This is a genomic window from Mycobacterium sp. IDUB_24 (assembly GCF_055419385.1).
Genome location: NZ_JBVAXO010000004.1, coordinates 65,688 through 88,099 on the forward strand (window position 1 = coordinate 65,688; position 22,412 = coordinate 88,099).

Genomic DNA, 22,412 nt, shown 5'->3' on the forward strand with positions numbered 1-22,412 from the left:
CAGTCACGCCGGCTGAATCGTCCAACCGCTGTTAACGCCTCGGTGCGCAGGTCCGACATATATGCGGGGGGTCAAGATATTGCATGGTCGTCTGTGCAAGAGGCGGCAAATCGTCGGCCAAAGGGCGGACATGCAATTTCCCAAACCGAACATCACGCGACTGCCGTCTATTGGCGACTCGTCGTGGTGACGCAAGGCGAAGGAGTGACCATGAACTACAAGAAGTTGGCAGCAACCACAACGATGGCCGGTGCACTGGGACTGGGCGCATTGGGCCTGGGTACAGGCCTCGCGCAGGCCGTTCCAACTGTGCCCCCGCCGCCTCCGGTGCCCGGGCCGGCGGTACCCAACATGGGTACGCCGAATGTGAACGTGCCGGGCGTGAATGTTCCTGATGTGAACGTGCCGAGCGTGAATGTTCCTGATGTGAACGTGCCGGGCGTGAATGTTCCTGACGTGAACGTGCCGAGTGTCAACGTTCCGGACGTGAACGTGCCCACCGTCAGGTTCCCTGAGGTAGACAATTTCTTCCGGCAGACGAATGGCAACGTTGCACCCGGTCAGCTGATGAATTCGCCGACCATCAACGGTGTTGCGAATCCGTTCTTCGGAATCCCGCCTGGTCAGCTCAAGACGCTGCCGACGGTGAACGGGGTCGCCAACCCGTTTTTCGACCAGACCCCGGGTCACTGGGTGATCCCGGAGGGCCAGTTCCCGCCGGAGTCGTAAACCACGGCCTGTGACATGATGGCCGCCTTGCCTTCGGGCAGGGCGGCCATCCCGTGTGGGGACGCCCCGATCCCGGCGCGTCACAGCGTTGGCCGTGCTCACCAGGCGTGTCGCGGTCCGGCAACGCGTTGGTATAACCGAGACTAGGAGTCTCATCGAAATCCGTGAGGGGGTATCGCCGATGACCGTCGTATTGGTCGACCCCCGCCGCCCGTCCCTGATTCCCGTCGAAGCGATCGACCTGCTGACCGGTGACGTCCAGTACACCGAGGAAATGCCCGTGAAGGTGCCGTGGTCGCTGCCCGCCGCGCGGCCCGCATATGACGGTGAGGATGCTCCCGTTCTGCTGACCTCGGACCCGGAGCATCCGGCGGTCAAGGCCCGATTGGCGGCCGGGGACCGCTTGATCGCGGCCCCGCGGGCTCAGGCTGGGGAGCGGCTCGTGGACGCCGTGGCGATGATGGACAAGCTGCGCTCCGACGGGCCGTGGGAGAGCGAGCAGACTCACGATTCGCTGCGCCGCTATCTGCTGGAGGAGACCTACGAGCTGTTCGACGCGGTACGCGGCGGCAACGCCGACGAGCTGCGCGAAGAGCTCGGTGATGTGTTGCTGCAGGTGCTTTTCCACGCTCGCATCGCCGAGGATGCGCCCGTCCACCCGTTCAACATCGACGATGTCGCCGATTCGCTGGTGCGCAAGCTCGGCAACCGCGTGCCGGCAGTGCTTGCCGGAGAATCGATTTCACTGGACGAGCAGTTGGCCCAGTGGGAGGAACGCAAGGCGCAGGAGCAGAAGGTGAAGGCCCGCGGCTCGTCGATGGATGACGTGCCGACGGGGCAGCCGGCTTTGGCGCTGGCGCAGAAGGTGCTGGCCCGGGTGGCCCAGGCCGGGCTGCCTGCGGATCTGGTGCCGGCGGCCCTGACGTCGGTGGTGGTTTCGGCAGATGCCGACGCCGAGAATGACTTGCGCAGTGCGGTTTTGGAGTTCATGGACAGGGTGCGTTCGGCGGAGTCCGACGTGGCGGCCGGCCGCCGTGGCGAGGACGTTCCCGAGGAACTCGACGTGACACCGCTCGGGTCGATCACCGAGGCCGAGTGGCGGGAGTACTGGCCGGGCGTGATTGCCGAGCCCGAGCCCGATGCGGACGACGAGTTTGACGACGACTCCGATGCTGGCGACGACGACCTTGCCGCCGCCGACGACGAATCAGACGACGAATACGACGAATACGACGATGCAGACGGTTACGCAGTCGATCTCGACTCCGTCGAAGCGAGCGCCGAGGATTCCGGCGATGACGCCGCCTCAGAACCGGCCGTCGCCGACGTCGAGGAGCCTGACGTCGACGATCCTGAGGTTGCCTCCGAACGAGACGGCGACGACCCGGGCGAGTCGGCCAAGTCGGACTGACTGCCGAGCTGCCCGCCTATGCGCGACAAAGTCGCGGATAGCGCCCCACTGGCCACTCACGTCTCTGCAGCATCGCTGCGTAGGTCCCTTGAGCCGACATAACTCGCATCGGACTCACGCGCAACGCGTTTCGGGGTGTCCACTTACGAGCGACTCTGTCGCTGACAGGTGGGCAGGCCAAAGCCTGATGCCAACGGGTCTGACGATGCTGGAGAGTGTCGTGTGGCCAGAGTGTTGGGGTTAGTGATTCTGTTGAGGCCAGGTTGGCGATTTCAGCGACTTTGTCGCTCATAGGCGGGCAGCACGGCCTCCTGTCCCGAGCGGGGTGCTGCTGTGGCGCCTGTGACCGAAAGTAATCGTGAAGCCCTGGATGTGACGTCGACGGCGGGGCAGCATGGGGACGCGGACCGGGTGCCCGTAACGAACCGACAACGGCACGGTTTCGGCTCGAGACGGCCGGCCTTGTGCGGTCACCGGATCGGCCCTACGAGCCCTACGGTGTGGCGATGCGGGTACTGCGGATCGCTGCCGTCGTCCTGGCGCTCAGTCTGGGAATGGTGGCACCGCAGGCCGTTGCGGACTGCCTGGCATCGGGATGTGACCTGCGCTCACGGATCGCGGCAGCCGATTCCTACCTGGCATCGCGGCCCGGCACCGTCGGCTATGTGCTGCGCGATCGCGCCGCGGGCACGCGCTACGCCAACCCCGGTGCGAACCAGATGATCTGGACCGCCTCCACCATCAAGCTGGCCATGGTGGTCGACCTGCTGACACGGGAACGAGCCGGTGCACTGCGGATGTCGGGCGACGACCGGCAGCTGATGGTGAACATGCTGCGAAACTCAGACAACGACGCGGCCGACTCGTTGTGGACCCGCTACGGCGGGGCCGATCACAAGGCGTTCAACGCCGGCTTCCCCCGTTACGGCATGACCGACCTGCGGCCGCAACCGGGATTCGGTGACATGTTCCCGTACTGGGGTTTCCAGAAATCGACCACCAACGATCTCGACCGGTTGATGAATTACACGCTGACCCAAATGAATCCGCCCGATGCGGCCGCCGTGGTGGCTGAGATGCAACGGGTCGGCGGGGAGCAACAGTGGGGGGTGTGGGGCGCGGGGCCGTCGATGAGCCCCGGCAACAAGAACGGGTGGTCGCAGGAACAGGGCGGCTGGGTCGTGAACTCGGTCGGCTTCGCCGGACCCAACCAGCGCTACACGCTGGCGATCATGAACGGGCTCAACGGGCAGGGCGGCTACGACGACGGCGTCGCAACCACCACCCGTCTCAGCCAAATCCTGCTCGGCCCCTGAGCTTGTCGAACGCGACGCCACCGTCGCGATTGCTCACTCGAACAGCGTCGAACCCCAGTAGCCCGAGGCGTCACCCTCACGCAGCCCAGGCGGGCAGGCGAAGATGGCTGTCCCGGTGTGGGTGATGTATTCGTTGAGCGCATCCTTGCGGCCCAGCTCCCGTTGCATCGGGATGAACTGCTTCTCGGGGCTGCGTACGAACGCGATGAAGAACAAGCCGGCGTCCAGATGGCCGAATCCGTCGGAACCGTCGGTGAAGTTGTAACCGCGGCGCAGGATCTCGATGCCGCCCAGGTGGTCGGCCGAGGCCAGCCGCACGTGAGCGTCCACGTCGATCTTCGGATTGCCCTTGCCGTCGGTGATCTCGAAATCGAGCTCGTCGAATTCCTGCTGCAACCCGTTGGGGGCGCCGCTGCCCTTCTGCCGGCCGATCACCCGCTCCTGCTCCAGAAGCGTTGTCCGGTCCCAGTTCTCGATGCGCATCCGGATGCGTCGGGTGATCAGGTAGCTGCCGCCGGTGAGCCAGGCCGGCCCGTCGCCCTCGCCCACCCAGACGTTCTTGTTCAGCAGGTCGGTCTGATCGGACTTGAGGTTGTTCGTTCCGTCCTTGAAGCCGAACAGGTTTCGCGGGGTGGCTTGATCGCGAGTGGTCGATGAGGTCCGGCCGAACCCCAGCTGCGAGTACCGCACCGCGACCGTCCCGAAGCCGACGCGGGCCAGGTTGCGGATCGCATGCACCGCGACCTGCGGGTCATTGGCGCACGCCTGCACGCAGATGTCGCCCCCGCTGCGGGCCGGGTCCATGGTCTCGTTGGGGAACTTCGGAAGGTCCTTGAGCTCGGCCGGCTGCTTGTCGGCGATGCCGAAGCGGTCCTTGCCGTCCTTGCGGAAAAACGACGGTCCGAACCCGATGGTCAGGGTGAGCTGTGAGGCCGGCAGGCCCAGTGCCTCACCGGTATCCGACGGCGGCGCATACGGATTACCGTCCACGGCACCGCCGTCTTCGGTCTCTTCGCCGCGCGTCATCCGTTCAGCCATCTTCGTCCACTGCTTGAGCAGCGCGATGACGTCGTCGCGGTTGTCGGAGGTGACGTCGAAGGAGCAGAAATGCATCCGGTCCTGCGCCTCGGTGATGATGCCTGCCTGCCGGTCGCCTCGAAACGGCACCGGACGGGTCAGATGTTCACCCTGCGGGGTACTGGCCGCAGAGGCGTGGCCGGCCAGCGCGCCTGCGCCGGCCGCACCGACTACCGCCGCGGTGACCCCGGCGGCGCCGAACAGCTTGCGCCGGGAGAATCCGGCGGACTGCTCGGCGTCCGGGGTGGATTCCGGAGAATCACTGCTTGGCGATGACACCTTGTACCTGGCTCACTTCTTTGCTCAGCGCGTCGATGGCGCGCGACAGTTCCTGGCGTTGCGGCTCGGTCACCTTGTCGTAGGAGACGAAGCCGTCGCCGTCACGATACTTCTCCAGCAACTTCTCGACGTCGGCGAAGCGCTGGTCCACCCGCTTGCCCAGCTCGGCGTCGCGCTCGTCGAGGATCGGCCGCACCGACGCCACCGCGGTCTGCGAACCTTCGACGTTGGCCCTGAAGTCCCACAGGTCGGTGTGGCTGAAGATGTCCTCTTCACCGCTGATCTTGCTCATCGCGATCTCGTCGAGCAGACCCTGTGCGCCACCGGCGATCTGGGTGGAGTCGATGGTCCAGTCCGGTGCCTTGACCCCGGCCTGGAGCTCCTTGACGTCGGCGATCAACTGGTCGCCGAGCGCGTTGGCATCCGGTTGGAGGCCCGTGACCCACAGTTGCTTTTCCAAAGCGTGGAAACCGGTCCACTTCTGCCCGGGCTCCAGGTCGGCCTCGCGCAGGTCGACTCGCGGGTCGAGATCGTTGGGGAACGACTCGGCCACTGGCTCGATGCGCTCCCAGTAGACGCGCGCAGTCGGGTAGAGGTCCTTGGCCTTGGCGATGTCCTTGGCCTTCACAGCGGCGACGAACTCCTCGGTGGCCGGCACCAGGGCGTCGACCTGGCTGTTCACGTACCGCTTGTAGCTGTCGGCGGCGTCCTTGAACTTGCCCTCGGTGTCGACCTGTACGGCCTCACCGGACACGACGAAATTGCCGCGGATGCCCTCGCCGACCATGCCGGGGCGGCACGAGGTCTGGTACGTGCCGGGCTGGGTGAGCTGAACGATCAGCTGGCGCTTGAGCCCGGGGGAGATGTTCTCCACCTCACCCATGACCCGCTCGCCCTCGCCGTAGACGTAGAACTCGGTGACCTTGTCGCCGCTGTTGGTGACGACGAAGGTGCTGGGCCCGGTCGTCGCGGTGGTCCCGGACAGCTTGCACTCGGTATCGGAGGCATCAACGGTGATCTGTGCGGACTTGGCCCCGTCGCCGCTCGCACTGCCGCTGTCGGCCTCCTTGGCCTGGCAGGCGGTCATCGAGATCCCGGCCAGCACCGCGGCGGTGGCCGCGAAACCGGTCTTGACGGCAGGGGTGATCTTCACTTGGTCGACCTTTCGGATGCAGTGGAGGTTTCCGGCTCGATGGCCGGCTCGATGGTCGGCTCGGAGGAAGTCTCTGAGGAAGGCGAAGCACTGGCCGACGCCGCGGTCCGCAGCGGCTTCAGGAACAGCGCCAACACCACGACGATGTAGGCGAGCCACGCGCCGAACTGCAGCACGGTCGGCGTCGGGTCGATGTTGAAGACGCCCTGGATGATCTCGCCGTACCAGGCTGACCAGTCGAACGCGCCACTCATGTCGAAGGCCTTGGCGCTGAGCCCGGGGATCCAGCCGACGGTCTGCAGCGCCTTGATGCCGTACGCCAGGATTCCCGCGGCCACCACGATCAGGAAGATGCCGGTGTAGGAGAAGAACTTGGCGAGGTTGATCCGGACAGCGCCCGCATACATGCCGTAGGCGATCGCCGCGGCGATCAGCACGCCGATGATCAGGCCGGTCAGCGGCCAGAGTGTCTCCGCTTCGGCGTAGCCGACCATGAACAGCGCGGTCTCGACACCTTCACGTCCCACCGCCAGGAAGGCCAGCAGCGCCACCGCGAGGCCGCCGGTGTCCAGAGCCTGCGACATCTCGCCGCGCAGCTGGCCGGATATCGAGGCCGACGCCTTTTTCATCCAGAGCACCATGGTGGTGACGATGACGACGGCGATCAGTGAGGCGATGCCGGCGATGGCCTCGGCGCCCAGTCCGCTGATGGTGTTCTCGCCGAACTGGATGACCAGGAAGACGGTGACCGTCATGGCGATCGCGGCGCCGACACCCAGCCACACCCATTTGAGTGCGTCGCGGCGTTCGGATTTGACCAGAAATGCGACCAGGATCGAGACCACGATGGCGGCTTCGAGGCCTTCCCGCAAACCGATCAGGCCACTGCCGAATACCTGCGAGGTGACGTTGGACGCGGCCAGCGCGCTGGTCGAAACATCCGAGATGACAGTCATCAAAGCGTCCTCGTTCGACCGGGGTGAAAACACCATGAAAAATGTAGCCTTGCCTTGCCATAGCAAGGCGTGGCTCACCTTAGCAGGGGGCCCTGTGAGACCGGCCGAGTTCACCTGCCGTTCCTCGGGCACGGGCCCGTCGCCCGACACGTCCACAGTCGCGCATGCGACGATGGCCAATCAGATCGAGCGGGGTTGAGGGAGTCCGGTGTCGCCAGTGCGTTGGCTGCGGGCTGTCGCCGTAATTGCTGCGACAGCGCTGCTGTTGGCATCCAGCTGTTCCTGGCATCTGGGCACCCCGATTCCGGAGGGTGTCCCGCCGCCGGCCGGCGATCGGGTGCCTGCGATCGATACCTATGCCAAGGGCAGACCCGCCGATCAACTGCACGAATGGGCCGCGCAGCGGGCACCCGCGATGGGCATGCCCGTCAACGCCCTAGAGGCCTACGCCTACGCCGCGCGCGTTGCCCAGGTGGAGAACCCCAACTGCAAGGTGGCCTGGACCACCCTGGCTGGGATCGGCATGGTGGAGAGCCACCACGGCACCTACCGCGGGGCGATGGTTGCGCGCAACGGCGACGTCACCCCGCCGATCCGTGGCGTGCAGTTGGACGGGACCGCCGGCAACCTGCGCATTCCTGATACCGACAAGGGCAAGTTGGACGGGGATCCGCTGATGGACCGCGCCATGGGGCCGATGCAGTTCATCCCGGAGACCTGGGGCCATTTCGGGGTGGATGCCAACAACGACGGGGTCGTGAGCCCGGACAACTTCGACGACGCGGCGCTCTCGGCCGCTGGTCTGCTGTGCTGGTACGGCAAGGACCTGTCCACCCCGAGGGGCTGGATGAATGCGCTCAAGGCCTACAACAACTCAGAGCAGTACGCCCGCATGGTCCGTGACTGGGCGACGGCCTACGCCGGTGGCCACGCCTTGTGACGCGTGTGACAAGCCCAAACGCCCCGTACCGCCGACCACGATCTAGTCTCATCCCTACACGCCGGACTCAATAAGGAGAAGCCAGTGCCCATCATCGAGCAGGTTGGAGCCCGCGAGATCCTCGACTCCCGTGGCAACCCGACGGTCGAGGTCGAGGTGGCCCTGACGGACGGCACGTTTGCTCGGGCAGCGGTGCCCTCGGGGGCGTCGACGGGCGAGCACGAAGCGGTGGAGCTGCGCGACGGCGGCTCCCGCTACGGCGGCAAGGGCGTCGAGAAGGCTGTTGAGGCCGTTCTCGACGAGATCGCCCCGGCGATCATCGGCCTGGCCGCTGACGATCAGCGTCTCGTCGATCAGGCGCTGCTGGATCTGGACGGCACGCCGGACAAGTCCCGGCTGGGCGCCAACGCGATCCTCGGTGTCTCTCTCGCGGTGGCCAAGGCTGCCGCGGACAGTGCCGCGCTGCCGCTGTTCCGCTACCTCGGTGGCCCGAACGCGCACATCCTTCCGGTGCCGATGATGAACATCCTCAACGGCGGCGCTCACGCCGACACCGGCGTGGACGTTCAGGAGTTCATGGTTGCCCCGATCGGCGCTCCCTCGTTCAAGGAGTCGCTGCGCTGGGGGACCGAGGTCTACCACTCGCTCAAGGCCGTGCTGAAGAAGCAGGGCCTGTCGACCGGGCTCGGCGATGAGGGCGGCTTCGCCCCCGACGTCGCGGGCACCAAGGCGGCTCTGGACCTGATCGCGACAGCCATCGAGGCCACCGGGTTCAAGCTCGGCAGCGATGTGGCGCTGGCGCTGGACGTCGCCGCCACCGAGTTCTACACGGAGGGTTCGGGTTACGCCTTCGAGAAGGAGACCCGGACCGCCGATCAGATGGCCGAGTTCTACGCCGGCCTGATCGACGCCTACCCGCTGGTGTCGATCGAGGACCCGCTGTCCGAGGATGACTGGGACGGCTGGGTGTCGCTGACCTCGGCCATCGGCGACCGGGTGCAGCTGGTCGGCGACGACCTGTTCGTCACCAACCCGGAACGCCTGGAGGACGGCATCGAGCGCGGCGCCGCCAACGCGCTGCTGGTGAAGGTCAACCAGATCGGCACGCTCACCGAGACGCTGGATGCCGTTGCGCTGGCCCACAACAGCGGCTACCGCACGATGATGAGCCACCGCAGCGGTGAGACCGAAGACACCACCATCGCCGACCTCGCGGTCGCGGTGGGTAGCGGTCAGATCAAGACCGGTGCCCCGGCCCGCAGCGAGCGGGTGGCCAAGTACAACCAGCTGCTGCGCATCGAGGAGGCTCTCGGGGACGCCGCGCGTTACGCCGGCGATCTCGCGTTCCCTCGGTTCGAGGCCAAGTAACGCAGGCGTCTGCGCACCGATACGTCGATGTCCGAAGCGAAGCGGCCCGATCCGAAGCGACGGTCCCCGGCCTCCCGACCCGGCAAGCCGGGCAAGGCCGGGGAGTCGAATCGGCCGCGCGCTTCACAACCCAAGCGCCGGACGGCTGAGTCCCGTCCGGCGCAGGGCGCGCCAGAGGCCGACGAGGCGGTCACCAAAGCCATTGCGGTGCAAGCTCAGCAGCAGGCCGAGCTGCAGTCCGAACAGCGGTTCGGGTCGACTGCGCGCCGGGCCGCAATTCTGGCCGCGGTGGTGTGCGTGCTGACCCTGACCATCGCCGGGCCGGTCCGCACCTACTTCGGCCAGCGCACCGAGATGAAACAACTCAAGGCCAGCGAGGAGCAGTTGCGCGCCAAGATCGCCGACCTGGAGCAGCAGAAGGTCAAACTGGCCGACCCGGTCTACATCGCGGCCCAGGCCAGGGAGCGGCTCGGTTTCGTCATGCCCGGCGACACCCCGTATCAGGTGCAGCTTCCCCAGGGGGCCATCGATTCCGGTGAGCCAGGGGCGGCGGTGCTGCCTGGTTCGACCGTGCCCGCCGGCCAGCCCTGGTACACCTCGCTGTGGCACACGATTGCCGATGAACCGCACGGGGTTTCGCCCGCCTTCGGCGGAACGCCCGGAGCGCCGGGTGCGCCTCCTCCGGGTGGGCCGCCCGTCCCACCGCCGCCGGCCGAGCCCAGAGGTCCCCATGGTTGATCCCGCCGACATCGAGGCCGTGGAGCGGCAACTGGGCCGTGAGCCGCGTGGCGTTCTGGAGATCGCCTACCGCTGCCCGAACGGCGAGCCCGGGGTGGTGAAGACTGCCCCGAGATTGCCTGATGGCACGCCGTTCCCGACGTTGTACTACCTGACGCACCCGGCGCTCACCGCGGCTGCCAGCCGGCTGGAATCCTCCGGATTGATGCGGGAGATGACCGAGCGCCTGCAGGAGGATGAGGAGCTGGCGGCCGCATACCGGCGGGCGCACGAGTCGTATCTGGCCGAGCGGGATGCGATCGAATCGCTGGGTACCACTTTCACCGGGGGCGGCATGCCGGACCGGGTCAAATGCCTGCACGTGGTGATGGCGCACTCATTGGCAAAAGGCCCCGGGGTCAACCCCTTTGGTGACGAGGCGCTCGCGGTACTGTCGGTCGAGCCCGCGATGGCGGGAATTCTGGACCGAGAGGTATGGGTTTGAGGCGGGTCGGCGCAATCGACTGTGGCACCAACTCGATTCGGCTGTTGATCGCCGACTTCGTGGACGGAAAGCTGCGGGACGTGCACCGCGAGATGCGGGTCGTGCGGCTGGGTCAGGGTGTCGACGCCACCGGCGAGTTCGCTCCGGAAGCGTTGGTGCGCACCGAATCCGCGCTGGCCGACTATGCGGCCCTGATGGCTGAGCACTCGGTGACGGCGGTGCGCATGGTCGCCACCTCGGCCGCGCGGGATGCCGGCAACCGCGACGAGTTCTTCGCGATGACCGCACGCCTGCTGGGCAAGGTGGTCGCGGGGGCGGTGGCCGAGGTGATCACCGGCACCGAGGAAGCCGAGCTGTCGTTCCGCGGTGCGGTCGGTGAACTCGACCCTGACGCAGGCCCGTTCGTCGTGGTCGATCTGGGTGGCGGCTCAACCGAATTGGTGCTGGGCGAGGCGGCCGTGCAGGCGAGCTTCTCCGCCGACATCGGGTGTGTCCGGCTCACCGAACGGTGCCTGCACTCCGATCCGCCCACCGTGGACGAGGTGGAGCAGGCGCGGGTGGTGGCTCGTGACGGCCTGGCCGAGGCGTTGCGGGCGGTGCCGGTCGAAGGTGCGCGCACGTGGGTGGGTGTGGCCGGGACGATGACCACGCTCTCGGCGCTGGCGCAGCACATGAGCACATACGATCCCGACGCAATTCACCTGTCCCGCATCGGGTTCGACGATCTGCTCGGGGTGTGTGAGCAGCTGATCGGAATGACCAAAGCCGAACGCCTGGCACTGGGGCCGATGCATGCCGGCCGTGCCGACGTGATCGGCGGCGGTGCCATCATCGTCGAGGAGTTGGCGGCCGTTCTCCGGCAGCGGGCCGGGATCGGCGAACTGGTGGTCAGCGAACATGACATTCTCGACGGCATCGCGCTGTCGATCGCCTGACCCGCTCTTCTTTGCGCGCCGACTTCTACGCCTGGGTCGTTAACCCACGCGATCACAGCCCTGGTGTGGAAAGTGACGAATGCACCTGTGGCGGGGGTTGATCGTTTTCTACTGTGGGGTCGTTGAACCACGCGATCACAGCCCTGGTGTGGAAAGCGACGAATGCACCCGGGCAGCGCGGGATCCCACACATAAAACAACGGCCGAACGCGGTTACCCGCGTTCGGCCGTTGGCTTGACTACTTAGATCAGGACACGGTCCCGTGGTTGCTCGCCGGAGCGACCGCGGGGGCCGGGGCGGGCGTGATGACCGGCTGGGTGCCGGCCGGAACCAGCGCGGGTTCGGAGCCGGGGGCAGCAGGTGCTGCCGGTGCAGCCGGTGCACCCGGAGCCGGAGCGGCCGGTGCAGCGGGAGCGCCCGGAGCAGCGGCGGGCACACCCTCAGCGGGCACGCCCTCGGCCGGCGAGATCGCGGTGGCGGCGTTGCCCGCACCCGTGGCAGCCGGTGCACCTTCGGAGACCGGCGTGCCGTGTGCGACCGGGGTCGACTCGGCGCCCGGTGCCGGAGCGGCCGGAACGGCTTCGGTGCCGGCCGGGGTTGCCGCCGGGGCGCCCGGAGCGGCGGGGGTTGCGGCCGGAGCACCCGGCGCATTGGGGGTGGCGGCAGGCAGGTCCGCCGCGCGGCTACCTGCGCCGGTGCCGGCCGGTGCAGCCGGGACGGCGGCAGGCGCGGGTGCCGGGGAGGCGGCGGCCGGAGCAGCAGCCGGAGCGCCGGCGGCTGGTGTGGCAGCCGGTGCGGCGGCGGCAGCCGGAGCCGCGGCGGGGGCCGGACGCTTGGGGGCGCCGGCGGCCGGGGCTGCGGCGGGCGCAGCGGTCTTGTCCCACGCCAGGACGTCATGGCCGCCGGCGTTGTAGACGACAGAGGTCGGCTGGTCGCCGGTCACGTCGAAGTAGATCTTGCCGCTGGTCTTCTGGCCCTGGGCCAGGGTGGCCGGGTTGACGCCCTGCGTGCTGGGCACCTGGAACAGCGCACGGTAGTTCTGGCCGTCAGCGGCGCGGATGTTGAAGTTTGAGACGATCGGCGTCACCGAGCCCTCGAGGGCTTCGTTGGTCGCGGTGACTTCCCACAGGGTGCCGCGGGGCGTGTAGTTGATGGTGTCAGTGCTGGGCTTCAGGTCGGTGACCGTCCAGCTCTGGGTGCCGCCGTCCAGCTTGCCCTGGCTGCCGAGCGCAGCGGTGGTGACGGCACTGTCCTCGGCGGCGTCGGCGAGCGCCATCGGGGCGCTTGCGACGATCGCCGCGGCGGCGATAGCCGCTCCGGCAAAGGCCGTACTGATATTCGTCTTCTTCAAGGCGTTCACTCCTGACTGGTCCAAAAAGAGGTGGCAGGCCCCCCGGCAGTGGGACACCCACTTCATGCGAAGTTATCAGCTTAAGAGGACGGTTAGGAACAGTAGTTCACAGTTTCTGCCATCGGCGCCTGGCAGAAAGCGGTGTCGACCTGGTGTCCGACGCTGCTGGCCGGGTCCAAATGCGACCGTGACCTGGCCGTTCGCCGCGTCATCGAATCTCGATGAGCGGTAATGCCTGTCCTACCGACAGCGACAGCCGCTGGCGCCCCAGTGCAGGCCAGGCCTGTACGGCGCAGAACGGCGCGCACTGGTGTTGGGCCGAGTCCGACTGACCGGAGCGGGTGCCGACGTGTACACAGCACTGGGTCAGCCGCTCCTCGATCATCGTGGACATGTCCATGAACGGTTTGACGGTCAGGCGAACGACGCGCTCGCCCAACAATTTGCGGATCTTGCGGCGACGGCCGGGCAGGGCTGAGGACGCCAGCGTCAGCAGTGTTCCCATTCCCAGGTCGCAGCTCTCGCAGATGGCGCGCCAGACATCTCCGATCTGAGGATGTGAGAGCGAGGACTGTTCGGAGAGCAGCCCGAGCAGTGACTCCTGCACCGCCATGCGCAGTTGGCGGGGGAGCTCTGTGTCGGCGATCCGGTTGGAGACCAGGCCCAGCTTGTCCTTGAGGCTCTCGGTGCCGATGAGCGATACCAGCGAGCGCCACTGGTCGGCGTCGTCACGGACCAGGTAGCCGACGGAACAGCAGTGCGGGTGCGAGCAGGGCAGCGCCGTCAGGTCGCGCCAGGTGACGGCGCCGCCGGTTTGTGGGCCCAGCCTCTTGAGCACCCCGGTGTGGGTGAGCCGGTTCATGGGGTCGATCGCGCCCGACCGGCCGGAACCGAACTGCGGCTGAATGGTGAGCCCGCCGACGTATGGGGTATCCAGGGCCAGCCGGACCATGTCGCCGATCTCGTCGTCGTTGACGCCGAGTGCGGTCGTCATCACCAGGGTGGTGAAGATCTCTCGTTCGGAGAGCCGTTGTAGGGCTTGGCTTTTGATCCGTCGGAGATCGCCGCCGCGGTGGTGGCGGTGGGCCTGCTCGGACAAGCCGTCGTACTGCAGGTACACCTCGACCCGTTCGCGGTGCGCGGTGAGCAGATCCAGCAGCGCGTCGTCGTTGGCGATGCGGACCCCGTTGCTGTTGACCAGGATCCGGGTGATCGGCCGAGCCACCAGCTCATCGAGCAAGTCGGCCAGCTTCGGGTGCAGGGTGGGTTCGCCACCGCTGAGCATCAGGACGTCGAGGCGGCCGTTCTCGCGGGCCAACCGCTGGTCCACGTTGGCCAGCACGTCAGCCGTGGGCACCACATGCCGAAGGTCGGGCGAGCTGTCGGTGAAGCAGGTGGGGCAGCGCAGGTTGCAGGTCTCGGCGATGTCCTGCAGCAGGATGCAGGTGTGCTGGGTCTGCATCTCGGGCAGGCCGCGCAGGTAGGCCGAGGGAATCGGATCGAAGTTCCCGGCGACATCGGGGGTGTGGGTCTTGGTCGGGGCGGTCCACTCCTCCAGGTAGGACAGGATCTCCGGATCCTCGTCATACAGGGTGCGCACCAATCCGTGTGTGCGGCAGCCCCGTTCGAGCCAGATGTGCCCGTCGCGCTCGACCAGGATGCCGGCCAGTCGCTCGACATCGGTCAGTGGGCGCTCGGGCGCGTCGCTGTGGCAGTGCGGGCAGAACGCGGTGACGTAGCGGTGCAGACGGTCGCCGCGCAACCCCATTCCGGTGCTCACAGGGCATACAGATCGGGGTTGATACCGGTGCAGAATCCGGCGGTGAACAGCGAGACCAGGGCCCAGCCGACCATCAGTCCGATGCCCAGACCCTTGGCTGTCGGGTTCTTTGACAACAACATCAGGGTCCCAGCGCCGAACGCGATGAAGGCCAACAGCAGAGCGGCGCCGCCGAAGACCGCGTTGGTGCTGCCGCCGCTGCTGTCGGCGGCGCCCGCGCCGATGAAGGCGGCGAACCCGATCACCAGGTTGAGTGCGGCGTAGAGAAACGGGCCGAGGATCACCATGGGGACCGAGATGCGCCGTGGGGGTTGTGGTGGCGGACCGTACGGATAGCCCGGTGGGTACGGATAACCGGCATAGCCCGGCGGTGGCGGCGGTGGTGGCGGCTCGCCGTGATAGGCCGGCGGGACCCCTTGTGGCTCAAAGCTTTGCGGGCCGAACGCCGGAGGCTGGAAGCCGTCAGGTGGACCGTCAGGCGTGCCGTCAGGTGGGCCGGGCGGTGTCGTCATGCGGGCACCTCCTGAGTGCGGGCTGGGTTGCGATAGTACCCGCGGCGGTAGCCGTACCACAGCCGAAATCCGAGGATCAGCATCGATGGCAGCAGGAACCATTGCGGGCGGGTCAGATCCAGCCACACGGTCTCGTTGGCCCTTACGAACTCGACGAGGAAGCGAAACACCGCGTAGCCGGCGACGTAGAGCACGAACAGCTCGCCGGGCCTACCGATACGGGGGCGCAGCCACAGCAGTACGGCGAATGCGGTGAGCTGGAAGGCGATCTCGTACAGAAACGACGGGTGCATGGCGACTCCGGCCAGGCATCCCGGGCATTCGGGGGTGTCGGCCGGGGCGTGGATCCCCCACGGCAGGGTGGTGGGCCGGCCGGGGGCTTCGGTGAGGTGGCAGCCGATGCGGCCGATCGCCATGCCGAGTGCGACCGCGGGCGCGAACAGATCACCGGTCTTTCCGCGGTAACCACCCAGGCGCTTGGCGATCAACACGCCGAGATAGGCACCGAGTAGTCCGCCGAGGATGCTGCGTGAGCCGAACTGCCAAGCCTGTGCGAGGCTCGGATTGGCGCTGAAATCCAGGTGATGCAGCCACCCGGTCAGCCTCATGCCGATCGCCCCACCGATGAGCGCCCCGGCTGCGGCGACCACGGACTGTTCGTTGACCGCGCCGCGCCGGCGGGCCTCGATGACGAACACGAGCAGGGCGGCGGACACCCCGAGGGCGACGAACAGGTTGTGCACCCCGACACTTACGGGCCCGAGGTGCCACTGCGCAGTCACCTGCCGAACCTAACCCGCGGCCGGTTCACCCGGCCAGCGACAGACCCGCGGCGACGGCAAATCCCAGCACGGCCGCCAGCCCGGCGTTCTCTCGGGCCTTCTCGGTGGCCTCCGGGATCATCGAGCCCACCAACATGACCAGCAGCGCCCCGGCAGCGAAACCGTTGATGCCGCCCTGGAATTCGGCGCCGGCGACATCCTGCAGCTGATAGCCGCCCACGGTGGCCAGCGCACACAGTGCGGCGATCACAGCCCAGCCGCCCACGATCCGGCGGGCCGGCTCACCGGCTGTTCGCATGTCGCTTGCCGATCCGATGGCCTCGGGGAGGTTGGACACGAAGATGGACACCACCAGCGCGAGGCTGACGCCGGCTCCGGTCGCGATGCCGATGCCGAGCGCGGCCTGTTCGGGAATGCCGTCGAGCAGGGCGCCGAGGAGCAGCGGCAGTCCGGCGGTCTGGGTTCCCTTGCGGCCCAGCCGATCTACTGCCTTGTCCGCGAGATAGAACACCACGGCGCCGAGGGCCAGGCCGAGCGCGACAGCCCAGGCGCCACTGGCCCGGAAGCCCTCCTCGGCGAGTTCGAAGGAGATGCTGGAGATGAGCGCCCCGGCGCCGAAGCCCAGGACCAGGCCGACGAGGCGTTGATTCCAGTCCCGGACAACGCCGGCGATTGCCCCGATCAGCAGTGAGGATGCGGCGACCAGGCCCCAGACCAGCGCGGTGAGCACAGACCGGAGCATAAGCCAGCGGGGAGCCCGATCGCGGGACGCGGAGGGCGCGGGAAGTCAGTGAGAATGCGCGAGATCGCACGACCGATCGGGTGCGATCGACGAGTTATGACCGATGGATCAGGTGGCGAAGCGGGTGCGGGTGGTGACCTGCCGCCGGTTGCCCCGGCGACAGGTCACCGACGGCGTCAGCGCCGCGCGTTGCAGTTCGGGGGGTTTCCGCAGTGGTGCCCACCGTCGCAGGCATTACAGCGACAGGTGCAGGATCCCTTGGTTGCCATGCGCATCGTCGTTCAACTCCTCACTGTTCGGGTACCGCCGGCATGACCGACAGCAAACTCCCGAGTTGGGGCGGACATCAACATATAACGATTTCACAATAGTTCGGGCCACCGCGAAAATAAAGGATTCGGCCCATGGCGCGCGTTTTTGCCACACTGTCTGTTTCGGGTCGGTGCGCTCCGGTGAACAGCGCGTGAAACTCTTTGGCCACTGGGACTTTAGGACTCAGGCGGAGGTGTCGCGGGCGCCGAGCCTGAGGTGGTCGATGTGGTAGATGGCCTCATCGAGCAGTTGCGCGACGTGGCTGTCGTAGAGCCGGTACACGATATTGCGGCCGGACCTGTCGCCGGTCACCAGGCCCAGCGCCCGCAATAACCGGAGTTGATTGGAAACCGCGGGCTGCTCCATCCCGACTGCCGCGGACAGTTCGGTGACCGAGCACGGAGATTCCCGCAGTCGGGTCAGGATCAGCAATCGGTTGGGGGAGGCCAGGGCCTGCAGTGTCTCGGCGACTTTGGCCGCTGAAGCGGCGTCGAGGGACGCTGCCGGCGTCGCGTGCCCCTCAACTCCGTGGCCCATGGCATTCATTCAAGCATGCGGGCCAAACGTAGTTGATACATTTCAATCTCTACATGTTTAAATGTGTTGGTTGCATCAGCTACGCAGGAACGGGAGGTGCAGTCGATGACCGCTCTGTCGACCGACCGGTCACCGCTGGGTCACACTGACGCACCGCCCGCGGCTGCGCGCGGTATCGGCACATGGATCTGGTCTCTGGACTCGGTGCGCTGGGCCGCCGCAGCCCTGGCGCTGATGCTGTGCGGCGTGGTTGCGCAGTTGGCCGATGCTCCACAACCGCTGTGGTGGGCGCTGTATCTGGCGTGTTATCTCGCCGGCGGCTGGCAATCGGCGGTATCCGGTGTGCAGGCGCTGCGCGACCGCACACTCGACGTCGACCTGCTGATGATCCTGGCGGCGATCGGTGCGGCAGCCATCGGTCAGGTCTTCGACGGCGCACTGTTGATCGTCATCTTCGCGACGTCGGGCGCGTTGGAGAACGTGGCGACCGCACGCACCGAACGCTCGGTGCGTGGTCTGCTCGATCTGGCCCCGGCCGACGCGACCCTGGTCGACGACGACGGCGCCCACCGTGTCGTCGCCGCGGAGGCATTGCGGCCCGGCGACCAGATCCTCATCCGGCCCGGGGAACGGATCTCGGCTGACGGCACCGTGATCGGTGGATCGTCGGACGTCGACCAGTCTTCGATCACCGGTGAACCGTTACCGGTCGCCAAACAGGCGGGCGACAGCGTCTTCGCCGGAACCTTCAACGCCTCCGGGGCCCTGCAGGTCACGGTCACCCGCGATCCGTCGAGCACCGTGATGGCGCGCATCGTGGCGGCGGTCGCCGCAGCCTCGGCGACCAAGGCCAAGACGCAGTTGTTCATCGAGAAGGTCGAACAGCGTTATTCGGTACTGGTCGTGGTCGCCACCCTGGCACTGTTCGCGGTGCCGCTGGCGCTGGGGGCCGAGCTGCGCTCAACCCTGTTGCGCGCCATGACTTTCATGATCGTCGCATCGCCATGCGCGGTGGTGCTCGCCACCATGCCGCCATTGCTGTGTGCGATCGCCAACGCCAGCCGTCGCGGCGTGTTGGTGAAATCCGCGGTCGCCATGGAGCGGCTGGCCGACACCGACGTCGTCGTGTTCGACAAGACCGGAACCCTGACCACGGGCGCCCCCCAGGTGTCGCGCGTGGTGCCTCTCGGTGAGGTGACACCGGAGCGCGTACTCGCAACCGCTGCTGCCGCAGAACAATTCAGCGAGCATCCGATCGGGCGCGCCGTCGTCGCCGAGGCGGCATCCCGCGCCCTCGTGGTCCCCGAGGCCGCCGGGTTCACCGCCCGGGCAGGACGTGGGGTGCGGGCGATCGTCGATGGGCGCGTGGTCGAGGTTCTCAGCCCGGCGGCGTTTGCGGGCCCGGCGATCCCGGCTGTGGTCGAGATCGAGGCGGCCGGGGCGACGGCTGTCGTCGTGATCTCCGGCGTTCACGCGATCGGGGTACTGGGTTTGCAGGACCGGGTGCGTCCCGGGGCGCCTGGCGCGGTGCGGGTGCTGCGTGCCCTCACCGGACGCTCGCCGGTGTTGCTCACCGGTGACAACCACGCGGCGGCAGCGCAACTGGCCGCACAGGTGGGTATCGACGATGTGCGGGGCGGACTGCTACCCGAAGACAAGGCTGCCGCCGTCCGGGAATTGGAATCCGACGGGCGGCGCGTGCTGATGGTGGGCGACGGGATCAACGACGCACCGGCGATGGCGTCCGCACACTCCTCGATGGCTATGGGGCGTAGCGGTGCCGATCTCACGGTCGACACCGCCGACGTCGTCACCGTCGGCGACGATCTCGCGACGATCGGTGCGGTGGTCGCGTTGGCCCGGCGGGCCCGGCGCCTGGTGATCGCCAATCTGGTGATCGCGGCCACCGTCATCACCGTGCTGGTGGTCTGGGACCTGTTCGGGCACTTGCCGTTACCGCTGGGGGTAGCCGGTCATGAGGGGTCGACCATCCTGGTCGCACTCAACGGGCTGCGGCTGTTGAGAAGTCGGGCCTGGCGCTAACTTTCCTAGCGCGAGCAGACGTAAAACTGCCCAAGATCACGAGATTTAGGGCAGTTTTGCGTCTGCTCGGCGGAGAACTAGGGGCGGAGCACATCCTTGAGCGCGTCGAGCACCGCGGGATCCTCGATGGTGGAGGGCACCGGCTCATCGAGCCCGTCGGCGATACCGCGCATGGTCTTGCGCAGGATCTTGCCCGAGCGGGTCTTCGGCAATGCCGCGACCACATCCACCTTCTTGAAAACCGCCACCGCACCGATGTTCTCCCGCACCCGGTCGACGAGCTCCTGGGTGATCCCCTGGGTCGAGGCGCCGGACTTGAGCACTACGAAGCCCCGCGGCACCTGGCCTTTGAGTTCGTCGGCGACACCGATCACCGCGCACTCGGCCACCGAGGGGTGATCGGCCAGTACGGCCTCGATCGACCCCGTCGACAACCGGTGCCCGGCAACGTTGATCACGTCGTCGGTGCGTCCCATCACGAACAGGTAGCCGTCGGAGTCCAGGTAGCCGCCGTCGCCGGTGAGGTAATAGCCGGTGAACGCGGACAGATACGACGCGACGTAGCGATGGTCGTCGCCCCACAGCGTGGGCAGTGTGCCCGGCGGCAGCGGCAGCTTGATGCAGATGGCGCCTTCCTCACCGGCTTCACACCGGATGCCGTCCGAACGCAGGATCTGCACGTCATAGCCGGGCATCGGCACCGTGGCTGAACCGGCCTTGATCGGCAGGGCTTCGACGCCCATCGGGTCGGCCGCGATCGCCCATCCGGTTTCGGTCTGCCACCAGTGGTCGACTACCGGGATGCCGAGTTTGTCGGCGGCCCAGTGGTAGGTGTCGGGGTCGAGCCGCTCTCCGGCCTGGAACAGGTACTTCAGGCCGGACAGGTCGTAACCCGCCAACAGCGTCGCGTCGGGATCTTCCTTCTTGATCGCGCGGATCGCGGTTGGTGCGGTGAACAGCGCCTTGACGCCGTACTCGGCGGCCACTCGCCAGAACGCCCCGGCGTCGGGGGTGCCGACCGGTTTGCCTTCGTAGAGAACGGTTGTCGCTCCCAGAAGCAGTGGTGCGTAGACGATGTAGGAGTGGCCGACCACCCATCCGACGTCGGAGGCCGCCCAGAACACGTCGCCGGGTGCCACGTCGTAGATGTGGCGCATGCTCCACAGCAGGGCCACCGCGTGGCCCCCGTTGTCGCGGACGATGCCCTTGGGCTTACCGGTGGTGCCCGACGTGTACAGCACGTACAGCGGGTCGGTCGCCGCCACCGGCACCGGATCGGCGGGCTGCGCGGCGGCCACCAGCTGCTGCCAGTCGTGGTCCCGCCCATCGACCAGCTCGCAGGGGCACTGCTCGCGCTGCAGGATCACGCAGGCCCGAGGCTTGTGCTCGGCGATGTCCAGTGCGGCGTCAAGCATGGGCTTGTACTCGATGGTGCGCGTCGGCTCGATGCCGCAGGATGCGCTCACCACGACCACCGGGCGGGCGTCGTCGATGCGGGTGGCCAGCTCGTGCGCGGCGAATCCGCCGAAGACGACGGAGTGCACCGCGCCGAGCCGCGCGCAGGCCAGCATCGCGATGACGGCCTCGGGCACCATCGGCATGTAGATCACCACGAGATCGCCCTTGTTCACTCCGAGCCCACGCAGAGCCCCGGCGAACTGGGCGGTGGCGTCGCGCAACTCGCGGTAGGAGTACGTGGCTTTGGTGCCGGTGACGGGGGAGTCGTAGATCAGCGCGGTTTGATCGCCGCGCTCGGGCACGTGCCGGTCGAGGGCGTTGGCGCAGGTGTTGAGTTCCGCGTCGGGGAACCAGCGGTAGAACGGCGGGTTGGTGTCGTCGAGTACCCGCCGCGGCTCGGAGGTCCAGGTCACCGCCTTGGCAGCGTCGGCCCAGAACGTGGCCGGATCGTTGAGGCTGGCGTCGAAGAGGGAGCGGTAACCGGACATAGGTGGAACCGTAATCTGCGTCACTTGCAACGATGGTGCAACCTGGCAAAAAGCTGTAGGTCCGACCTCTGTCTACCCGTCCAGCCCGTAGACGCCGGGTGCGAGGTCAGCCTGCTCCGCGAACACCTGCATCGCGACGAGCATCTGCCAGTGCAGGCGTTGCAGCCGTCCGGCGAGCTCCGGTCCGGGCTCGAAACGGCCACTCTCATCGGCCGGCGGAAGCACACCGAGAATGCGGGCCATGTCCACCTCGATGAAGGTGAAGTCGCCGTAGGGCCGCTTCGGATCCGCGGCGGCCGCCGGATACTCACCGACCGCGAGACGGTCTTCGGATTCGGAAACAGACGGCCACCGGATCTCGATGCCGCGCAACAGGCGTAGATGGTCGTCGCTGATCGCCACCTGACCGTCGGCGTCGAGCCCGAGGTCGGCATCCGTCACGCCGGTATTGCCGCCGTAGCCGCGCATCGCGTCGCTCACGTCGCTCACGTCGATGTTGCGCAGGGCGTAGCGGCCAGGTTCAAGTGCGCCGTGCTTCAACGTGCGGGTGAGGACGAAGTACATCTCCACGTGCCGCCGGGCGAGCTCCTCCTGGTCATCGGAGTCGAACGTGTCACCGAGCTGTGCAAGAAGGTCGCCGCGCCCGTACGGCCGTTCCGGATCGAGCATCGGCGCGCCCCGCTCGGCGCCGTCCCACGTAAACCGCATCTGTCGCATCAGGTCGATGTGGCGAGGCGTGATCTCGAAGGGTCCATCGCCGAACCACGCGCCGTCGGCCAAGGCACAAGGGGATTCGGGGTCGAGCCAGATCGCCGCAATCGGGGCGGGAACCTCCTTGTCAGCGGCGTCTTGGTCCGCGCCGCCCAGCTTGCGCAGCATCGTGTCGCGCGCGGCCGTGTCGAGGGACGCGGCGTGGTCGGCGCCGGTGCTGCGCGAGCGCCGGTACGCACCGACAAAGCTGGCCATGAACTTCAGGCGATCCAACATCGTCCGGCGCCCTCCTTCGCGAGCAGACGCAAA

The 22,412-nt window shown here is 67.2% G+C and carries 20 protein-coding genes; 9 read left to right on the forward strand and 11 right to left on the reverse strand.

What is annotated here, in order from left to right; all coding sequences use genetic code 11:
* The first annotated feature begins 93 nt into the window (after positions 1-93).
* From ACZYZF_RS15675 to ACZYZF_RS15685, 3 genes are all read left to right on the forward strand, one after another.
* Entirely contained in the window at positions 94-729 is a 636-nt protein-coding gene (locus tag ACZYZF_RS15675; protein ID WP_463836214.1) for a hypothetical protein, read from the forward strand.
* Between the two features lie 181 nt (positions 730-910).
* Complete coding sequence (locus ACZYZF_RS15680; RefSeq protein ID WP_463836215.1) at positions 911-2,140, forward strand: nucleoside triphosphate pyrophosphohydrolase; 1,230 nt, start codon at positions 911-913, stop codon at positions 2,138-2,140.
* A 506-nt stretch (positions 2,141-2,646) separates the two neighbouring features.
* On the forward strand, positions 2,647-3,456 hold the full coding sequence (locus tag ACZYZF_RS15685; RefSeq protein ID WP_463836216.1) for a serine hydrolase: 810 nt from the start codon (positions 2,647-2,649) through the stop codon (positions 3,454-3,456).
* Between the two features lie 33 nt (positions 3,457-3,489).
* Here ACZYZF_RS15685 and efeB read toward each other — a convergent pair whose 3' ends face one another.
* The 3 genes from efeB to efeU are packed head-to-tail and all read right to left on the reverse strand — an operon-like array spanning position 3,490 to position 6,921.
* Complete coding sequence (gene efeB / locus ACZYZF_RS15690) at positions 3,490-4,812, reverse strand: iron uptake transporter deferrochelatase/peroxidase subunit (RefSeq protein WP_463746167.1); 1,323 nt, start codon at positions 4,810-4,812, stop codon at positions 3,490-3,492.
* On the reverse strand, positions 4,793-5,965 hold the full coding sequence (gene efeO / locus ACZYZF_RS15695; RefSeq protein ID WP_463836217.1) for an iron uptake system protein EfeO: 1,173 nt from the start codon (positions 5,963-5,965) through the stop codon (positions 4,793-4,795). Before efeO ends, efeB begins: the two co-directional genes overlap by 20 nt.
* The gene (efeU, locus tag ACZYZF_RS15700) at positions 5,962-6,921 is read right to left on the reverse strand and encodes an iron uptake transporter permease EfeU (RefSeq protein ID WP_463836218.1); all 960 of its coding nucleotides are present in this window, start codon (positions 6,919-6,921) and stop codon (positions 5,962-5,964) included. Before efeU ends, efeO begins: the two co-directional genes overlap by 4 nt.
* 208 nt (positions 6,922-7,129) lie before the next feature.
* On the opposite strand from efeU, the gene ACZYZF_RS15705 reads away from it, so the two are divergent.
* The 5 genes from ACZYZF_RS15705 (at position 7,130) to ACZYZF_RS15725 (ending at position 11,386) form a co-directional block, all read left to right on the forward strand.
* Positions 7,130-7,861: a lytic transglycosylase domain-containing protein gene (locus ACZYZF_RS15705; RefSeq protein ID WP_463746170.1), complete on the forward strand. Its 732-nt coding sequence runs from the start codon at positions 7,130-7,132 to the stop codon at positions 7,859-7,861.
* 84 nt (positions 7,862-7,945) lie between these two features.
* Positions 7,946-9,229, forward strand: coding sequence for a phosphopyruvate hydratase (gene eno / locus ACZYZF_RS15710; RefSeq protein ID WP_463746171.1), 1,284 nt, complete (start codon positions 7,946-7,948; stop codon positions 9,227-9,229).
* Between the two features lie 27 nt (positions 9,230-9,256).
* Complete coding sequence (locus ACZYZF_RS15715) at positions 9,257-9,967, forward strand: FtsB family cell division protein (RefSeq protein WP_463836219.1); 711 nt, start codon at positions 9,257-9,259, stop codon at positions 9,965-9,967.
* Positions 9,960-10,451 (forward strand): DUF501 domain-containing protein, encoded by a 492-nt coding sequence (locus tag ACZYZF_RS15720; protein WP_463746173.1) that lies wholly within the window; start codon positions 9,960-9,962, stop codon positions 10,449-10,451. Before ACZYZF_RS15715 ends, ACZYZF_RS15720 begins: the two co-directional genes overlap by 8 nt.
* Positions 10,442-11,386: a Ppx/GppA phosphatase family protein gene (locus tag ACZYZF_RS15725; RefSeq protein ID WP_463746174.1), complete on the forward strand. Its 945-nt coding sequence runs from the start codon at positions 10,442-10,444 to the stop codon at positions 11,384-11,386. Before ACZYZF_RS15720 ends, ACZYZF_RS15725 begins: the two co-directional genes overlap by 10 nt.
* A gap of 248 nt (positions 11,387-11,634) precedes the next feature.
* On the opposite strand, the gene ACZYZF_RS15730 is transcribed toward ACZYZF_RS15725, so the two are convergent.
* The 6 genes from ACZYZF_RS15730 to ACZYZF_RS15755 form a co-directional block, all read right to left on the reverse strand.
* Complete coding sequence (locus ACZYZF_RS15730) at positions 11,635-12,747, reverse strand: MPT63 family protein (protein ID WP_463836220.1); 1,113 nt, start codon at positions 12,745-12,747, stop codon at positions 11,635-11,637.
* A 199-nt stretch (positions 12,748-12,946) separates the two neighbouring features.
* Positions 12,947-14,506, reverse strand: a complete 1,560-nt coding sequence (locus ACZYZF_RS15735) for a radical SAM protein (protein WP_463836366.1) — start codon at positions 14,504-14,506, stop codon at positions 12,947-12,949.
* A gap of 8 nt (positions 14,507-14,514) precedes the next feature.
* On the reverse strand, positions 14,515-15,030 hold the full coding sequence (locus ACZYZF_RS15740; RefSeq protein ID WP_463836221.1) for a hypothetical protein: 516 nt from the start codon (positions 15,028-15,030) through the stop codon (positions 14,515-14,517).
* Positions 15,027-15,812 carry a prolipoprotein diacylglyceryl transferase gene (locus tag ACZYZF_RS15745; RefSeq protein ID WP_463746177.1) on the reverse strand — a complete coding sequence of 262 codons (786 nt, stop codon included), beginning with the start codon at positions 15,810-15,812 and terminating at the stop codon, positions 15,027-15,029. Before ACZYZF_RS15745 ends, ACZYZF_RS15740 begins: the two co-directional genes overlap by 4 nt.
* A gap of 25 nt (positions 15,813-15,837) precedes the next feature.
* Positions 15,838-16,542 (reverse strand): ZIP family metal transporter, encoded by a 705-nt coding sequence (locus tag ACZYZF_RS15750; RefSeq protein WP_463746178.1) that lies wholly within the window; start codon positions 16,540-16,542, stop codon positions 15,838-15,840.
* A gap of 507 nt (positions 16,543-17,049) precedes the next feature.
* The gene (locus tag ACZYZF_RS15755) at positions 17,050-17,403 is read right to left on the reverse strand and encodes an ArsR/SmtB family transcription factor (RefSeq protein WP_463746179.1); all 354 of its coding nucleotides are present in this window, start codon (positions 17,401-17,403) and stop codon (positions 17,050-17,052) included.
* A 105-nt stretch (positions 17,404-17,508) separates the two neighbouring features.
* Here ACZYZF_RS15755 and ACZYZF_RS15760 point away from each other — a divergent pair, with 105 nt between their 5' ends.
* On the forward strand, positions 17,509-19,446 hold the full coding sequence (locus ACZYZF_RS15760; RefSeq protein WP_463836222.1) for a heavy metal translocating P-type ATPase: 1,938 nt from the start codon (positions 17,509-17,511) through the stop codon (positions 19,444-19,446).
* 77 nt (positions 19,447-19,523) lie between these two features.
* Here ACZYZF_RS15760 and ACZYZF_RS15765 read toward each other — a convergent pair whose 3' ends face one another.
* Both ACZYZF_RS15765 and ACZYZF_RS15770 read right to left on the reverse strand, forming a co-directional pair.
* Entirely contained in the window at positions 19,524-21,392 is a 1,869-nt protein-coding gene (locus ACZYZF_RS15765; RefSeq protein ID WP_463746181.1) for a propionyl-CoA synthetase, read from the reverse strand.
* Between the two features lie 72 nt (positions 21,393-21,464).
* Positions 21,465-22,379: a hypothetical protein gene (locus tag ACZYZF_RS15770; protein WP_463746182.1), complete on the reverse strand. Its 915-nt coding sequence runs from the start codon at positions 22,377-22,379 to the stop codon at positions 21,465-21,467.
* Between the last annotated feature and the right edge of the window lie 33 nt (positions 22,380-22,412).

Bases quoted from the DNA above. Each gene is read 5' to 3' on its own strand.
- ACZYZF_RS15680 (WP_463836215.1), top strand. From the start codon at position 911: ATGACCGTCGTATTGGTCGACCCCCGCCGCCCGTCCCTGATTCCCGTC.
- ACZYZF_RS15685 (WP_463836216.1), top strand. From the start codon at position 2,647: ATGCGGGTACTGCGGATCGCTGCCGTCGTCCTGGCGCTCAGTCTGGGA.
- efeU (WP_463836218.1), bottom strand. From the start codon at position 6,921: ATGACTGTCATCTCGGATGTTTCGACCAGCGCGCTGGCCGCGTCCAAC.
- ACZYZF_RS15715 (WP_463836219.1), top strand. From the start codon at position 9,257: ATGTCCGAAGCGAAGCGGCCCGATCCGAAGCGACGGTCCCCGGCCTCC.
- ACZYZF_RS15720 (WP_463746173.1), top strand. From the start codon at position 9,960: ATGGTTGATCCCGCCGACATCGAGGCCGTGGAGCGGCAACTGGGCCGT.
- ACZYZF_RS15725 (WP_463746174.1), top strand. From the start codon at position 10,442: ATGGGTTTGAGGCGGGTCGGCGCAATCGACTGTGGCACCAACTCGATT.
- ACZYZF_RS15735 (WP_463836366.1), bottom strand. From the start codon at position 14,506: ATGGGGTTGCGCGGCGACCGTCTGCACCGCTACGTCACCGCGTTCTGC.
- ACZYZF_RS15740 (WP_463836221.1), bottom strand. From the start codon at position 15,030: ATGACGACACCGCCCGGCCCACCTGACGGCACGCCTGACGGTCCACCT.
- ACZYZF_RS15755 (WP_463746179.1), bottom strand. From the start codon at position 17,403: ATGGGCCACGGAGTTGAGGGGCACGCGACGCCGGCAGCGTCCCTCGAC.
- ACZYZF_RS15760 (WP_463836222.1), top strand. From the start codon at position 17,509: ATGACCGCTCTGTCGACCGACCGGTCACCGCTGGGTCACACTGACGCA.
- ACZYZF_RS15765 (WP_463746181.1), bottom strand. From the start codon at position 21,392: ATGTCCGGTTACCGCTCCCTCTTCGACGCCAGCCTCAACGATCCGGCC.
- ACZYZF_RS15770 (WP_463746182.1), bottom strand. From the start codon at position 22,379: ATGTTGGATCGCCTGAAGTTCATGGCCAGCTTTGTCGGTGCGTACCGG.